Annotated in this window: 16 protein-coding genes; 13 read left to right on the top strand and 3 right to left on the bottom strand. The window is 61.4% G+C overall.

The window, feature by feature from the left end:
* Positions 1 to 105 precede the first annotated feature (105 nt).
* The 11 genes from coxB to rnhA all read left to right on the top strand — a co-directional run bounded on the left by coxB (position 106) and on the right by rnhA (position 9424).
* Positions 106 to 990: a cytochrome c oxidase subunit II gene (gene coxB, locus QN224_RS04215; protein WP_269277363.1), complete on the top strand. Its 885-nt coding sequence runs from the start codon at positions 106 to 108 to the stop codon at positions 988 to 990.
* A 20-nt stretch (positions 991 to 1010) separates the two neighbouring features.
* Complete coding sequence (gene ctaD, locus QN224_RS04220; protein WP_173510616.1) at positions 1011 to 2699, top strand: cytochrome c oxidase subunit I; 1689 nt, start codon at positions 1011 to 1013, stop codon at positions 2697 to 2699.
* A 98-nt stretch (positions 2700 to 2797) separates the two neighbouring features.
* Positions 2798 to 3754: a heme o synthase gene (locus tag QN224_RS04225; RefSeq protein WP_173510615.1), complete on the top strand. Its 957-nt coding sequence runs from the start codon at positions 2798 to 2800 to the stop codon at positions 3752 to 3754.
* The gene (locus QN224_RS04230; protein WP_283975654.1) at positions 3754 to 3894 is read left to right on the top strand and encodes a hypothetical protein; all 141 of its coding nucleotides are present in this window, start codon (positions 3754 to 3756) and stop codon (positions 3892 to 3894) included. The genes QN224_RS04225 and QN224_RS04230 overlap by 1 nt, the downstream gene beginning before the upstream one ends.
* An 11-nt stretch (positions 3895 to 3905) precedes the next feature.
* On the top strand, positions 3906 to 4511 hold the full coding sequence (locus QN224_RS04235; protein ID WP_283975655.1) for a cytochrome c oxidase assembly protein: 606 nt from the start codon (positions 3906 to 3908) through the stop codon (positions 4509 to 4511).
* A 64-nt stretch (positions 4512 to 4575) separates the two neighbouring features.
* The gene (locus QN224_RS04240) at positions 4576 to 5454 is read left to right on the top strand and encodes a cytochrome c oxidase subunit 3 (RefSeq protein ID WP_269277348.1); all 879 of its coding nucleotides are present in this window, start codon (positions 4576 to 4578) and stop codon (positions 5452 to 5454) included.
* 77 nt (positions 5455 to 5531) lie between these two features.
* Positions 5532 to 5915 (top strand): DUF983 domain-containing protein, encoded by a 384-nt coding sequence (locus tag QN224_RS04245; protein ID WP_283975656.1) that lies wholly within the window; start codon positions 5532 to 5534, stop codon positions 5913 to 5915.
* Positions 5908 to 6684: an SURF1 family protein gene (locus QN224_RS04250; RefSeq protein WP_283975657.1), complete on the top strand. Its 777-nt coding sequence runs from the start codon at positions 5908 to 5910 to the stop codon at positions 6682 to 6684. The genes QN224_RS04245 and QN224_RS04250 overlap by 8 nt, the downstream gene beginning before the upstream one ends.
* 214 nt (positions 6685 to 6898) lie before the next feature.
* Positions 6899 to 7906: a 4-hydroxy-3-methylbut-2-enyl diphosphate reductase gene (gene ispH / locus QN224_RS04255; RefSeq protein WP_283975658.1), complete on the top strand. Its 1008-nt coding sequence runs from the start codon at positions 6899 to 6901 to the stop codon at positions 7904 to 7906.
* Positions 7907 to 7985: 79 nt separating this feature from the next.
* A complete protein-coding gene (locus tag QN224_RS04260; RefSeq protein WP_283975659.1) occupies positions 7986 to 8966 on the top strand; it encodes a homoserine kinase in 981 nt (326 codons plus the stop codon).
* Positions 8963 to 9424, top strand: a complete 462-nt coding sequence (rnhA, locus tag QN224_RS04265; RefSeq protein WP_173510607.1) for a ribonuclease HI — start codon at positions 8963 to 8965, stop codon at positions 9422 to 9424. Before QN224_RS04260 ends, rnhA begins: the two co-directional genes overlap by 4 nt.
* Before the next feature lie 164 nt (positions 9425 to 9588).
* Here the strand turns inward: rnhA and QN224_RS04270 are convergent, their stop codons facing one another.
* Positions 9589 to 10074 carry a peroxiredoxin gene (locus tag QN224_RS04270; RefSeq protein ID WP_173510606.1) on the bottom strand — a complete coding sequence of 162 codons (486 nt, stop codon included), beginning with the start codon at positions 10072 to 10074 and terminating at the stop codon, positions 9589 to 9591.
* A gap of 73 nt (positions 10075 to 10147) precedes the next feature.
* On the bottom strand, positions 10148 to 10996 hold the full coding sequence (locus QN224_RS04275; RefSeq protein WP_283975660.1) for a protein-disulfide reductase DsbD domain-containing protein: 849 nt from the start codon (positions 10994 to 10996) through the stop codon (positions 10148 to 10150).
* Between the two features lie 165 nt (positions 10997 to 11161).
* Here QN224_RS04275 and QN224_RS04280 point away from each other — a divergent pair, with 165 nt between their 5' ends.
* Both QN224_RS04280 and QN224_RS04285 read left to right on the top strand, forming a co-directional pair.
* Positions 11162 to 11767 carry a YqgE/AlgH family protein gene (locus tag QN224_RS04280; protein ID WP_283975661.1) on the top strand — a complete coding sequence of 202 codons (606 nt, stop codon included), beginning with the start codon at positions 11162 to 11164 and terminating at the stop codon, positions 11765 to 11767.
* Positions 11768 to 11880: 113 nt separating this feature from the next.
* Positions 11881 to 12939: a putative zinc-binding metallopeptidase gene (locus QN224_RS04285; protein ID WP_283975662.1), complete on the top strand. Its 1059-nt coding sequence runs from the start codon at positions 11881 to 11883 to the stop codon at positions 12937 to 12939.
* Between the two features lie 107 nt (positions 12940 to 13046).
* Here the strand turns inward: QN224_RS04285 and QN224_RS04290 are convergent.
* Positions 13047 to 15794 (bottom strand): sensor domain-containing phosphodiesterase (locus QN224_RS04290; protein ID WP_283975663.1); only part of this gene is annotated, 2748 nt, incomplete at its 5' end.

Consider the following 15794-nt stretch of genomic DNA (forward strand, 5'->3'; position numbering starts at 1 on the left):
GACAGATGTTGCGGCGCTGGTCAAACTGTGGTTTGAAGCGCTGCAGTATCGCAGGGATTCTGCGTTTCGGTTTGATCCTGATCAAGCGCATTGGGGAGACACATTGTGAAAAACAAGGCTTATGCAGTTCTGGCAGCGCTTGCCTGTCTGCTTTTTGCTTCGAGCGCCTTTGCTGACAAGCCTGTCGAATGGCAGACGAGTCTTCAGACGGCCGCGACCGGCATCATGGAAGAAATCACGTGGTTTGAACGTTACACACTGTGGTTCATCATCCCGATCACGCTCTTCGTTCTCCTCCTGCTGATTGTCGTTGTGGTCAAATTCCGCGAAGGCGCCAATCCGGTTCCTTCGAGAACCAGCCACAACACCGCGATCGAAGTTCTCTGGACCGTCGGTCCGGTTATCGTTCTGCTTTTCCTCGCTATTCCGTCCTTCCAGCTTCTGACCGCGCAGCTGACGCCGCCGCAGAACCCGGATCTGACGGTCAAGGCGACCGGCAACCAGTGGTATTGGTCGTACGAATATGAGGTCGGTGAAAATCCGCTTTCCTTCGACAGCCTGCTGATGAAGGAAGAGGATCGCGCGAGCCTCGGCAAGGAAGACAAGGCCCAGTACCCGCGCCTTCTCGCCGTCGACAACGAAGTGGTCGTGCCCGTCGGCAAGACAGTCCGCATGCTCGTGACGGCTGCCGACGTTATCCATGCCTTTGCCATGCCGGCTTTCGGTGTGAAGATCGACGCCGTCCCTGGTCGGCTCAACGAAACCTGGTTCAAGGCTGACCGCGAAGGCCTCTATTATGGTCAGTGTTCCGAGCTCTGCGGCAAGGATCACGCCTACATGCCGATCGCCATTCGCGTTGTCGCGCAGGATAAATACGACGCCTGGCTCGCCGCCGCTGCAACTAATATCGGCGAAGCGAACAAGGCGCTCATGGCGTCCATCGACGGCACGGCCAAGACCGTTGACGTCGCCGCAAACGCCGCACAGTAATCGGAAGGGGAGCTTGACCCATGGCTGGAACAGCCGTTCATCACGATCACCGGCATGATCATTCCGATCATGCCCATGCAGACCATGCGCACAAGCCTCTGAGCTTCTTCCAGCGCTGGTTCCTGTCGACCAACCATAAGGACATCGGTACGCTCTACCTGCTGTTCGCGATCGTCGCTGGCATTATCGGCGGCACGTTGTCGATCTTCATGCGCGCCGAGCTGCAGGAGCCGGGCATCCAGATTTTCCATGGCCTGGCCCAGATGGTCTACGGCTTTGAGGGCGATGCTGCCATCGACGGCGGCAAGCACATGTTCAACGTGTTCACGACCGCGCATGCGCTGATCATGATCTTCTTCATGGTCATGCCGGCGCTGATCGGCGGCTTCGCCAACTGGATGGTGCCGATCATGATCGGCGCGCCGGACATGGCCTTCCCGCGCATGAACAACATCTCGTTCTGGCTGATCGTGCCGGCGTTCCTGCTTGTCCTGCTTTCGATGTTCGTGGAGGGGCCGGCCGGTGCCTACGGTGCCGGCGGTGGCTGGACGATCTATCCGCCGTTCTCGACCTCCGGCATGCCTGGACCCGCGATGGACCTCGCGATCCTCGGCCTTCATATCGCCGGCGCGTCGTCGATCCTCGGTGCGATCAACTTCATCACCACCATCCTTAACATGCGCGCTCCGGGCATGACGCTGCACAAGATGCCGCTCTTCGCCTGGTCGGTCCTGATCACCGCCTTTCTGCTCCTGCTCTCGCTGCCGGTTCTGGCAGGCGGCATCACCATGCTGCTCACCGACCGCAACTTCGGCACGGCATTCTTCGCGCCGGAAGGCGGCGGTGACCCGATCCTGTTCCAGCACCTGTTCTGGTTCTTCGGTCATCCGGAAGTGTACATCCTGATTCTGCCGGGCTTCGGCATCGTCAGCCACATCGTCTCGACTTTCTCGCGCAAGCCGATCTTCGGCTATCTCGGCATGGCCTACGCCATGGTCGCGATCGGCGCTGTCGGCTTCATCGTGTGGGCGCACCACATGTATACGGTCGGCATGTCGCTCGACACGCAGCGTTACTTCGTCTTCGCGACGATGGTCATCGCGGTCCCGACGGGCGTGAAGATCTTCTCCTGGATTGCGACGATGTGGGGCGGTTCGATCCGCTTCACGACGCCAATGGTCTGGGCGATCGGCTTCATCTTCCTCTTTACCGTCGGCGGCGTCACGGGCGTTCAGCTCGCCAATGCCGGTCTCGATCGTGCGCTGCATGACACCTACTACGTGGTCGCTCACTTCCACTACGTTCTGTCGCTCGGCGCCGTATTCGCGATCTTCGCTGCCTGGTACTACTGGTTCCCGAAGATGACCGGCTACATGTACTCGGAATTCGTCGGCAAGCTGCATTTCTGGGTCATGTTCATCGGCGTGAACCTGGTCTTCTTCCCGCAGCACTTCCTCGGTCTCGCAGGCATGCCGCGCCGCTACATCGACTATCCGGATGCTTACGCCGGCTGGAACATGGTATCGTCCTACGGCTCCTACATCGCCGCTGTCGGCGTGCTCATCTTCCTCTTCGGCGTCTTCGAAGCCTTCGCGCGCAAGCGCGTTGCCGGCGACAATCCGTGGGGCGAGGGCGCGAACACGCTCGAATGGCAGCTCTCGTCGCCGCCGCCGTTCCACCAGTGGGAACAACTCCCGCGGATCAAGTGACGGGGAACGAACAGAAGCCGCCGGTTCCGGCGGCTTCACACCGCCGGCCCGCCGGCAGAATGCGGCTGTCACCGCCGCAGCAGTTTCAAGGACGAGACATGACGCTCATGGACAATCACGAAGCAGTCGGCATGGAAGGCGCACCGCGCCTGTCCGAGGCCTCTGCGCGCGATTATTTCGAGCTTCTGAAACCGCGCGTCATGTCTCTCGTCGTCTTTACAGCCTTTGCCGGGCTCGTCCTTGCGCCAGGACAAATTAATCCGTTCATCGGCTTCATCGCCATCCTGTGCATCGCCGTCGGCGCCGGGGCCTCCGGTGCGCTGAACATGTGGTACGATGCCGATATCGATGCCGTGATGAGTCGCACGGCCAAGCGTCCCATTCCCGCCGGCAAGATCCTGCCTGAGGAGGCGCTCGCCTTCGGCCTGACGCTATCAGCATTTTCCGTGATCATCCTCGGACTCGCCGTCAATTGGCTCGCAGCCGGGTTGCTCGCCTTTACGATTTTCTTCTATGCCGTCATCTACACCATGTGGCTGAAGCGCTCGACGCCGCAGAACATCGTTATCGGCGGCGCCGCCGGCGCCTTCCCGCCAATGATCGGGTGGGCGTGCGTGACGGGCGGCGTATCGATCGAAAGCATCGTGCTTTTCCTCATCACCTTTCTCTGGACGCCGGCCCATTTCTGGGCGCTGGCCTTGTTCAAGATGCGTGACTACGGTGCCGTCGGCGTGCCGATGATGCCCAATGTCTGCGGTGAGGCGACGACGAAGAAGCAGATCGTTATCTACGCCGTATTGACCGCTCTTATCGGCATCTGTCCCACCTTCCTCGGCTTTGCGAGCCTCGGCTATGGGGCGTTCGCCACTGCCATGGGCCTGGGCTTCGTCTGGTACTCAATCGCTGTCCTGCGCATGCCCGAAGGAGATGAGAGAATGGTCCCGGCCAAGAAACTCTTCGCCTTTTCGATTGCCTATCTCTTTGCGATCTTCTCGGCCCTGGTGGTCGATCACATGATCGCCCAGATCTGGCTCAACGCCGGAGGTATCGCCTGATGGAAACCGTTAAACTCAGCGAAGCACAGCGCAAATCGCGGCGCGGCCGCAACATCGCTCTTGGTCTGGTGCTCGCCGGTCTCGTCGCGCTTTTCTATGTCATTACGCTGATCAAGTTCGGCAACGGCATGGTTCATTGAGAAGGCCACGCATGACCAACGCCCCGCAACCCACCCGGAAAGAGCGCGCAAACGGCGTGATCGTCGGCACATGCATCGCCTTCGTGGCGGGCATGGTGGGCATGGCCTATGCCGCGGTGCCGCTCTACGACATGTTCTGCCGGGTGACGGGCTATAACGGCACGACGCAGCGCGTCGAGCAAGCTTCGGACGTCATCCTCCACGAGAAGGTCAAGGTTACCTTCGACGCCAACACGTCGTCGGGCCTGCCTTGGGAATTCAAGCCCGTGCAGCGCGACATCGATGTCAGGATCGGCGAGACCGTGCAGGTCACCTACCGGGCGAAAAATCTATCGTCCAAGCCGACGACCGGTCAGGCGACCTTCAACGTGACGCCGATGGCGGCCGGCGCCTATTTCAACAAGGTGCAATGCTTCTGCTTCACGGAAACGACCCTGCAACCCGGCGAAGAGATGGAGATGCCAGTCGTCTTCTTCGTGGACCCGGAGATCGTCAAGTCGGTCGAGACCAAGGGCATCAAGACACTTACGCTGTCCTACACCTTCTACCCCCGCGAACCGTCCAAGCCGGTCGCCGGAATGAAGGCTAAGACGGGCGAAGCTGAGAACAAACTTTGACAGAGCGCCTGTTTCGGCTATGCCGGGCGGGCGACAAGAGAAAGACCTATCGGGGATTACTGACATGGCCGATGCGCATCAGAAGAATCACGACTACCACATCATCGACCCGAGCCCGTGGCCGCTGCTCGCCTCCATCGGCGCCTTCGTCATGGCTGTCGGCGGCGTAGGCTTCATGCGTTACGCCTCCGGTGGTTCGTTCAAGCTGTTCGGTGCGGAACTTGCCAATCCCTGGGTCTTCTTCATCGGCCTGGCGCTCGTGCTCTACACCATGTTCGGCTGGTGGTCGGACACGATCAAGGAAGCAAATGAAGGACATCATACCCGCGTCGTGTCGTTGCACCTGCGCTATGGCATGATCATGTTCATCGCTTCGGAGGTGATGTTCTTCGTGGCCTGGTTCTGGGCCTTCTTCGATGCGAGCCTCTTTGCAGGCGAGGCGATCCAGGCGGCGCGCACGACCTACACCGGCGGCGTCTGGCCGCCGAAGGGTATCGAGGTCCTCGATCCGTGGCACCTGCCGCTCTACAACACCGTCATCCTGCTTTTGTCCGGCACGACCGTGACCTGGGCACACCATGCGCTGCTTCACAATGACCGCAAGGGTCTGGTCTACGGCCTGACGCTGACGGTTCTGCTCGGCGTCCTGTTCTCCTTCGTCCAGGGCTATGAATATGCGCATGCGCCGTTTGCCTTCCGGGACTCCATCTACGGCGCAACCTTCTTCATGGCCACGGGCTTCCACGGTTTCCACGTGTTCGTCGGAACGATCTTCCTGCTGGTCTGCCTGTTGCGGGCAATGCGTGGCGACTTCACCCCGAAGCAGCATTTCGGCTTCGAAGCCGCCGCTTGGTACTGGCACTTCGTTGACGTGGTCTGGCTGTTCCTCTTCTTCTCCATCTACATCTGGGGCAGCTGGGGTGCGCCGGTCGCCCACGGCTAAGGGCCGGCGAGGGTACATTGAGTTCGGGGGCGGCCTGCGGAAAATGCGGCCGCCCCTTGCATTTGGAGGTTTGAACAATGACTGACGACAAGGCGCTCTATCCGCCGGTCGATCCGATCATGACCGGCATCAAGGGGCACTGCCCGCGCTGCGGCCAAGGTCAGCTCTTCGACGGTTTCCTGAAGCTGCGCCCGGCCTGCAGCAGTTGCGAACTCGACTATCGCTTCGCCGATTCCGGCGACGGGCCTGTCGTCTTCGTGATTCTGATCGTCGGCTTCATCGTCGTCGGAGCGGCGCTGTGGATGGAGGTCAACATCAACCCGCCGCTTTGGCTCCACTTCCTGCTCTGGATACCGCTCGCGACGGTGCTTAGCCTTGCGTTGACACGGATACTGAAGGGCGTGCTGATCAATCTGCAATACCGCAACAGCGCACGTCCGGGTGAAATTGACCGTGGTTGAAGAATGCAAGCGGGTGCCTCGCGGCCGCCTCGGCGGGATTGCCGGCCTTCTCCTGGTGGTCGCGGCCCTCGGCGTACTTGTGTCGCTCGGCACATGGCAGATGCAGCGGCTTCAATGGAAGGAAGGGTTGCTGGGCGCGATCGCTGAGCGGCGCATTGCGCCCCCGGTCTCGCTCAAGGAAATCGAGACGATGGCCGCCGCCGGCGACGATATCGACTATCGCACGGTGCGCGTGTCGGGGGTCTACGACCACGGCAAGGAGCGTCACTTCTTTGCGACCCACGAAGGCCGCACCGGCTATTATGTCTTCACTCCGCTGATACTCGATGACGGCCGTGCCCTGTTCGTCAATCGCGGCTTCGTGCCGTTCGAGAAGAAGGACGCATCGACACGTCCTGAGGGGCAGGTTGCCGGAACGGTAACGGTGAATGGACTCGCCCGCCCGAGACTTCTCGAGAAGCCTTCCTCGCTCGTTCCCGACAACGACATCGCCAAGAACATCTTCTACTGGAAAGATCTCGATGCCATGGCGGACGCGGCGGGCATTGCGACCGAGCGGATCGTTCCCTTCTTCGTGGACGCGGATGCCTCCGCAAATCCCGGCGGTCTGCCGATCGGCGGCGTCACGCAATTCGATCTGCCGAACAACCACCTGCAATATGCCCTTACCTGGTACGGCCTCGCGGCCGCGCTCGTGGCCGTGAGCGGGGTCTACCTCTATCGGCGCAGACGGCAGCCCGCCCGGGAAAACTCTGCTCCGCACGTCTGAGCCGAGGCATCACCGGTGCATGCAAGCCTTCACGTGACCGATCCCACGGTCCGCCTCCCGCCGGACGCGGCCTTGCTTGGCTGTACGTGTTCTTCCTTGTGTGTGCGGTCGTTGCCGCTATATATGGCCCATGGTCGGTCGAGCCCCGCAAGTCTTGAGGCGGGGCTTGCCCGGCGATATTCGCGCTCCTGTTTGTCCTACCGATTCGTGACTCATGGCCTCATCCGCGGCAGCAAAATCTCCGATTACCATTCGCCTCTGCGGTCCGCGCGGCTTCTGCGCCGGCGTTGATAGGGCGATCCAGATCGTCGTGCTGGCGTTGAAGGAGTTCGGCGCGCCTGTCTACGTCCGCCATGAGATCGTGCACAACCGCTATGTTGTCGAAGGGCTCGAAGCCAAGGGTGCGATCTTCGTGGAGGAACTTGACGAGATCCCGCCCGAGCATCGCAAGCAGCCGGTCGTCTTTTCGGCCCATGGCGTTCCGAAGTCCGTGCCGGCGGATGCGGACGAGCGCAATCTCTTTTATCTCGATGCCACCTGCCCGCTTGTCTCGAAGGTGCACAAGCAGGCGATGCGTCACCATCGGCTGGGACGCCATGTCGTGCTCATCGGCCATGCCGGGCACCCGGAGGTCATCGGCACCATGGGGCAACTGCCCGAAGGCGCCGTCTCCCTTGTCGAGACCGTCGAAGACGCTGATGTCTACGTGCCGCCGGACCCCGATAATCTCGGATTCGTGACCCAGACGACGCTGTCGGTGGACGACACCGCCGGCGTTATCAAGCGGCTGCACGAGCGCTTCCCCAATCTGACGGCGCCGGCTGCCGATTCGATCTGCTACGCGACCACGAACCGTCAGGAGGCGGTCAAGCAGGCGGCGCCGGGCTGCGACCTGTTCCTGATCGTCGGCGCCCCGAATTCATCCAATTCCAAGCGCCTCGTCGAAGTGGCGCTCAGGGCCGGGGCAAAAAAATCCGCGCTGGTCCAGCGCGCGTCGGAAATCGACTGGGAAGCGATCGGGGATATCTCTACAGTCGGCCTGTCCGCCGGCGCGTCTGCGCCGGAAGTCATCGTCAACGAAATCATCGAGGCGTTCCGCGAGCGTTATGACGCGAGGGTGGAGCTCGCTGACACGGTCGAGGAAAACGAGAACTTCCTCGTCAACCGCGAGCTGCGCCACGTCGAACTGACCGCCGCCGACATGGCTTTCGTCAACGGATAAACCGGATCAGGAAGGTGTGCGGTCTCGCGCCGCAGCCCGCTGCATCCTACCCGACTTGCGTTTCTGAAAGTGGCGAGCCTTGGCAGTTTATACCGACATCACGGAAGACGATCTGATCCGTTTTCTGGCGGCCTATGACGTGGGAGCCCTGACCTCTTACAAGGGCATTGCGGAAGGCGTCGAAAATTCGAACTTCCTTCTCCACACGACCAAGGGCTCCTATATTCTGACGCTATATGAAAAGCGCGTGAACGCGGACGACCTGCCGTTCTTCCTGGGCCTGATGCATCATCTGGCCGAAAGGGGGCTGTCCTGCCCGCTGCCGCTGCCGCGCGCGGACGGCAAGCTTTTGGGAGAATTGTCCGGCCGTCCGGCTGCGGTGATTTCCTTCCTCGAAGGCATGTGGCTGAGAAAGCCAGAGGCGCGGCATTGCCGCGAGGTCGGCCGTGCGCTCGCCGCCATGCATGTTGCCGGCCAGGATTTTCCCTTGAAGCGCGCCAACGCGCTATCGGTCGGTGGCTGGCGTCCGCTCTGGCAGAATTCGGAGGCCCGTGCCGATGAGGTGCAGGCCGGCTTGAAGGACGAGATCGCCACGGAGTTGAGCTATCTGGAGGCACATTGGCCGAAGGACCTGCCGGGGGGCGTCATTCATGCGGATCTCTTCCCGGACAACGTCTTCTTCCTTGGCGATCGTCTGTCGGGTCTCATCGACTTCTATTTCGCCTGCAATGATTTCCTCGCCTATGACGTCGCCGTCTGCTTGAATTCCTGGTGCTTCGAGAAGAACGGCTCCTACAACATTACCAAGGGCATGGCGCTGCTGGCGGGCTACCAGAGCGTACGAAGGCTGACGGCGGAAGAAGTTGCCGCCCTGCCGCTGCTTGCGCGCGGGTCGGCCTTACGCTTCTTCCTGACGCGTCTCTATGATTGGCTGATGACACCAGCCGGTGCGCTCGTGGTGAAGAAGGACCCGCTCGAATATCTGACCAAGATCCGCTTCCATCGCACCATCCTGTCGAGCGCCGAATACGGCCTCACGCGCGAAGGGGCATCGGCATGAAGCACGTCGATATCTTTACCGACGGTGCCTGTTCTGGAAATCCCGGCCCAGGCGGCTGGGGCGCCGTGCTTCGCTACGGCGACGTCGAGAAGGAAATGTCCGGCGGAGAGGCCGAGACGACGAACAACCGCATGGAGCTGCTCGCCGCGATATCGGCATTGAACGCGCTGAAGCAACCCTGCGAGGTCGACCTTCACACGGACAGCAAATACGTCATGGATGGCATTTCCAAATGGATTCATGGCTGGAAGCGCAACGGCTGGAAGACCGGAGACAGGAAACCGGTGAAGAATGGCGAACTTTGGCAGGCTCTGGATGAGGCGAGGGGCCGCCACAAGGTGACCTGGCACTGGGTCAAGGGTCATGCGGGACACCCGGAGAACGAACGCGCGGACGAACTCGCGCGCAAGGGCATGGAACCGTTCAAGAAGTCGCGCCGCCCGGATGCGGTGCAGTAGAAACGGGCCGTACTGGCCCGGGCAGGAAATTGCCCCTCACCCTAGCCCTCTCCCCACACGTGGGAGAAGGGACTGGGAGGGTGCCGCTTGACCCTTCGCCCCGCTTGCGGGGAGAAGGTGCCCGCAGGCGGATGAGGGATCTTTTGGACGTGCCGCGCTTTAGATCAAAGCTGTTCCAGCATCGTGGCGGCGCCCGAAACCGTCGCCTGGCCCGGGGTTTCCTCGACGTTCAGCGCCTTTACCACGCCGTCTTCGACGAGCATCGAATAGCGCTTGGAGCGGATGCCGAGCGTCCCGGCCGACAGGTCGATATCCATGCCGAGCGCCTTCGTGAAGGCGGCGTTCCAGTCCGAAAGGAAATGGATTTTGCCCATGCCACCGGACGAGGTTGCCCAGGCGCCCATGACATGCAGGTCGTTGACCGCGACCACGGCAATGTCGTCGACGCCGCGGGCAAGGATTGCATCGCGGTTTTCGAGATAGCCGGGAAGGTGATTGAGCGAGCAGGTCGGCGTGAAGGCACCCGGCACGGCAAAAAGAACGACGCGCTTGCCTTTGAACAACTCGTCCGTCGTCACCTCGACCGGGCCGTCGGCAGTCTTTTCCTTGAAGGTTGCGGTGGGCAGCTTGTCTCCGACGGAAATAGTCACGGTTCTCTCCCTGATGTAAGCGAGGTTCGGTGCGATGGGAGCGACCGAACGCGTGAGGGACTATAGGTCGCCATCAATCAAAGGCAAGGGTCGTTTCCATGCTCCGGCTGCCGGCGCGCACGGTGAGGGCGATCGGCTTTCCCTTGATGCTCTTGTCCTTGCCGGAGAGCTTTACCGAAATATCCGCCGTAAGGTGAGCGCCCGTTTCGGCGCCGAAAACCGGCTCGCCGAAGCTCACGCCGGAGGGGCCGGCAAGAAAGAAATCCGGCCGGTCCGCGCTTGCCCCCGGAGGCAATTGAAGGCGGAGCCGGATCGCTCCAGCCTCTGCGTCAAAGCTCGCCGCCGTGACCTTGAAATCGGCTGATGGGGCTTGCGGCAAAGCGGCGACAGCATCGGCGATGCGTGCTCCATCGAGCGGATTGTCGAACTCGCCTTTCTTCAACACGAGGTCCAGTTCGCCCTGGACCGGGATGCAGATGTCCTCGCAGATGCCCAGGAACACGGAGGCCCGGATGGCGAGATCGCCATCGTTGCGCGTCCTCTTCAGCACCAGCGGGAAGGCGACCGGCGTGTCATAGCCGACATAGCGCGCCGGTCCTTCACCGAACATCTGCGGCGCGGGGAAACGGATAGCCTCGAGAACGACGCCGGAAGAGGGGTCTATCGCAATCTGCGGTGGTATGCCGCTTGCGCCCGGATCCCGCCAATAAGTCTTCCAGCCGGGCTTGAGCCTGACCTCGAGGATGGCCGGAATTGTGCCGTCCGCTTTGGGCTGAGCGGCGACGAGACGGATCGTGCCGCCGGCCGATGTTACCCAGTCGCTGGCGGCCGCATAGGTTTTGGCTGGAAGAAAAAATAAGAGCAGCAGGCTTGCCGTGGCGATGCGTTGGGCCATCTTCTCTAGTGTAGGGCGCTTGGTCATGGGCTTAGCATTATAGTTCTTCGACCCATGTCGCCAGTCGCCCGGGCGTATGCCGACGATCATAATCGCTTGATCGGTACGCTTGAGCGTCGTGCGTGCAAATTTTCGCAGCCGCCACGTAGAGGCGCTTTTCATTTCGCGGCGAATTGGTAGGCTATCTCCATTATGGCGACAACGGTGCTGCATAAGACACGCGAACGTGGGTTCCTTGACGGTCAATTCCTGATCGCCATGCCCAGTATGTTCGATTCCAATTTTGCCCGCACCGTCATCTTTGTCTGCGCCCATTCAGAGGATGGGGCTATGGGCTTCGTCCTCAACCGCCCCCAGCAGCTGACCTTCCCGGATGTCCTGTTGCACCTGCAGATTCTCGATGAGGAGGAGGCGATCCGTCTGCCCCCAACGACACGGGACTTTCAGATACAGGCAGGCGGTCCCGTCGAGACCGGACGAGGCTTCGTGTTGCATTCCGACGATTATCTCAGCGACTCCAGCATTCCCGTCAGCGACGACATCTGCCTGACGGCGACGCTCGATATCGTCAGGGCCATTTCGCGCGGCGAAGGACCGCTCAAGGCGACGATGCTGCTCGGTTATGCGGGATGGGGTCCCGGTCAACTCGAAAGCGAAATCGCTCAGAACGGCTGGCTGACTTGCCCTGCGCGCGAGGAGCTCATCTTCGACCGCGCCTTGGACGAGAAGTATGACCGGGCGCTTGAGCTGATGGGCGTCAACTCCGCCATGCTTTCCACGGATGCCGGCCACGCCTGACGGTGAAACTGGTCGCACTGCCGGCCTCGGGGAAACGCTACAGCCTTGTTTCGTTATCGAGTGCAGCTTTCGCTTATGGCGCAAGCGTCGTTAACCGTGCAGCCGGTGTCTCAATGAAGCTCTTCCAGTGTAGCAATTGTGGCCAGCCGGTCTATTTCGACAACCGTGTCTGTGTCGCCTGCGGCGGCCAACTCGGCTTCCTCCCCGAAAAGAGCGCAATGTACACTGTGGCGCCGGCCGACGGCGGACTCTGGCAAAGTGCTGCGCTGCCGGGTAGGAGCCTGCGTTTCTGTGCCAATGCGGCAACCGATGTTTGCAACTGGATGCTGACCGACGCGGAGGCGGGCCCCTATTGCGCAGCATGTCGTCACAACCGGATCGTGCCCGTGACCGACAGGCCCGAAGGGCTGCGGCGATGGCAGCGCATAGGGCAGGCGCAGCGGCACCTCTTCTATTCGCTGATCCGGTTGAACTTGCCGCATCCGGATCGCAGTGAGGATCCGGAAGCCGGTCTCGTTTTCGATTTTCTCGCCGACGAGCTTGATGGCGCCGGAAACATCGTCCCGGCGATGACCGGCTACGAGAACGGCGTGATCAGGTTGCGCGCCGCTGAGGCCGATGACGAGACACGTGAAAGTATCCGGGTGTCCATGAACGAGCCCTACCGGACCTTGCTTGGGCACTTCCGCCACGAGATCGGACACTTCTACTGGGCTCAGCTTGTTCGCGGCGACCAGGCGCTGGTGGCGGAGGCGCGAGCACTGTTCGGCGACGAGCGCCAGGACTATGCGGAGGCGCTGCGGCGAAACTATGAGCACGGTCCGCCCCCGGACTGGCAGGACCGCTTCATTTCCACCTATGCAAGCTGCCATCCAGCCGAAGATTTCGCGGAATGCTGGGCGCATTATTTCCACGTCGTGGATACGCTGGAAACGGCACGGGCCTTCGGTCTCTCGACCGATCCGAACCATCGAGGGATGGCAGCCGAAGTGGACTTCGACCCCTATGCGGCGCAGGACGCGCAGGCACTTGTCGATGCTTGGATACCGCTCAGCGTTGCACTGAACAGCATTCAACGCAGCATGGGGCAGCCGGACAGCTATCCTTTCGTGCTGTCGCCGCCGGTGATCGAAAAGCTCGGTTTCATCGGGAAGTTGATACACACAAGGTGACGCGCCTGGAGCGCCGTGCGTTCAAATGAAGGCACAAAGGACGCTCTAGCACTTTGATTCTAGAGCATCTTATCCGCTTTCCGTGATTCCATGTAAAAGCGCCGGGCTCAAGCCCGCTTCATCAGCGGAAATCGCTCCTTCAGCAGGCGCAGGATCGATTCCGATCCGACCGGCGGCCCGAAGAGGAAGCTCTGGCCATAGTCGCAACCCATCTGTGCGAGCTGGATCGCATCCTCTTCCGATTCGATGCCTTCGGCGACCACTCGCATATCGAGTTCGCGGGCCATCGTAATCACGGAGCGCAGGAGGATGCCGCGTTTGTCGCTCGGGTCGCGAACCAGTGCCTTGTCGATCTTGATCGTGTCGAATGGAAAGCGCGTCAAGTAGGACAGCGACGAGTGGCCAGTACCGAAATCGTCGAGCGCCAGCCGCAGACCCGCTTCCTTGAGTTTTTCGAGGACGAGCCGCGCCTGTTCGGGGTTTTCCATCACCAGCGATTCCGTCAGCTCCATCTTGACCTTCGCCGGGTCGCAGCGGTTCTTGTTGAGAACCGCCCGGATGTCGTCATAGAGTTCGTTGTTAAGAAGCTGTGCGCTCGAAAGATTGATCGCCACGAAGATCGGTAGGTCGCCCGTTTGTATCTGCCAGTCGGTGAGATCGCTGGTCGCCTTGTCGAAGGCGAACATGCCAAGCTGATTGATCAGGTCGGAATTCTCGGCGATCGGAATGAATTCCGTCGGCGAGACGTTGCCGCGCTTCGGATGGTCCCAGCGCATCAGCGCCTCGAAGCCGGCGATCTCGGCGTCGTTGAGGCGGACGATCGGCTGGTAGACAAGCGAAAGTTCCTTGCGTTCGATCGCTCGCTTGAGATCCGCTTCGAGCTGTAGCCGGTCCGATCCCGATGTCCGGAAAGCGGGCCGGAACGGCTCGACGCGGTTGCCGCCCGCCTTCTTGGCGCGAAACATCGCAAGCTCCGCGTCATCGAGCAAGCCGGCGGCGCTCTGCTCCTGGTCGAGCCAGGAAACGAGGCCGATCGAGGCCGTGAGATTGATCTCGCGATTGCCGTAGTTGAGCGGGACCATGATCGCCTTGCTGACTGCATCGGCGAAATCGGCGATTTTCGCCGGGTCGCGCTCTGACAGAAGGATCAGGCCGAACTGATCACCGCCGAGGCGCGCCAGAGTGTCCTGCGGGCGCAGCAGGCGGCGCAGGCGGCGCGTCAACGCGATGAGAATATTGTCGCCGGCTGCGATGCCGAGCATGTCGTTGACCTGCTTGTAGCGATCGATGTCGATCGCAAGAACCGTCGGCCGCACGGAACTGGAGCCATCGGCCATCAGCAGGATCGCCTGCAAGCGATCGAGGAACACCTGCCTGTTCGGAAGGCCGGTCAAATTGTCGTGGAGCGCGTTGTGCAGCAGCCGCTCGACCGAATTGCGCTGCTCGGTGATGTCGACGATGGTGCCGACGCAGCGGATGATCTCGCCGTTCGCGCCGAGCACCGGGCGGGCGCGGATCGACAGCCAATGATAGTGGCCATCTTCGGCGCGTACGCGAAATTCGTGGTTCAGCCGGCCGCGCCTATGCTCCAGCAGCACGTCGAGCGTTGCGCGGAAGCGGTCGCGATCGTCCGGGTGGAGGCGCGGCACCCAATTTCGGACGGGGCCGTTCATCGTTCCAAGCGAAAGACCGAGCTGGTGCGAGATGTCGGGGATGGTCACGACGCGATCGCGCGCCACGTCCCAGTCCCAGACCGTATCGCCCGATCCGGTAAGCGCGAGGGACTGCCGCTCCAGGTCGGAGAAGAGACCCTGCTGATACGCTCCGCCAGCAAAGGCATGCTGCATCACGGTGAAGCCGATCAGGAGCACGATAAGCACGAGCCCGCCGCCGAGCGCCGGCTGAACGATATCGTTGGCGAGTTGGCCAGTAACCGCGAGCCATGCGCCGAAAAGCCAGACAAGGATCAGAAGCCAGGCAGGAACGAGAAGGATCGCGCGGTCGTAGCGGTTGAAGCCGAGATAGGCGATCAGCACGATGCCGACGGTGGCCGTCAGTGCGAAGGAGAGGTGGGCAATGCCCGACGCGATCGCCGGATCATAGACCGCGACACCGAAGAGCAGCGCCAGGCCGAGAATCCAGGCGAGCGTCGCATAGCCGAGATGCTGATGCCAGCGATTGAGGTTGAGATAGGTGAAAAGGAAAACGACCAGTCCCGCCGCGAGGAAGACTTCGGTGCCCGCTCGCCATACCCGCTCGTCGCCCGCGGTGACGCTGATCAGTTTCGACAGGAAACCGAAATCGACGCAGATATACGCAAGCACCGCCCAGGCAAGCGCGGCCGTCGCCGGCAGCATCGAGGTTCCCTTGACCACGAAGAGGATGGTGAGGAACACCGCCAGGAGACCGGCGATCCCGAGCACGATGCCACGGTAGAGCGTAAACGCATTGACCGTGTCCTTGTAGGCGTCGGGCTGCCAAAGGTAGATTTGCGGCAGGTCCGGCGTGGCAAGCTCGGCGACGAAGGTAATGACCGCGCCCGGATTGAGGGTGATGCGGAAGACGTCGGCTTCGTCGCTCGGCTGCCGGTCAAGGGCAAAGCCTTCGCTCGGCGTGATCGACAGGATGCGCTGTGAACCGAGATCCGGCCAGAACAGCTTGGAATTGACCAGCCGGAAATGCGGCGCGACGATTACGCGCTCGAGCTGCTCCTCCGAGACATTCGCCAGCGCGAAGACCGCCCAGTCGCCCTGGTGGTTTTCGGTGCTCGATCGCACCTCGATGCGCCGTACGATGCCGTCGGTGCCGGGAGCCGTCGAAACCTGGAACGCCTCGCCCCTTCCACTGTAGATCTC

The sequence above is a fragment of the Sinorhizobium sp. 7-81 genome (genome assembly GCF_030124405.1).
Classification (GTDB): domain Bacteria; phylum Pseudomonadota; class Alphaproteobacteria; order Rhizobiales; family Rhizobiaceae; genus Sinorhizobium; species Sinorhizobium psoraleae.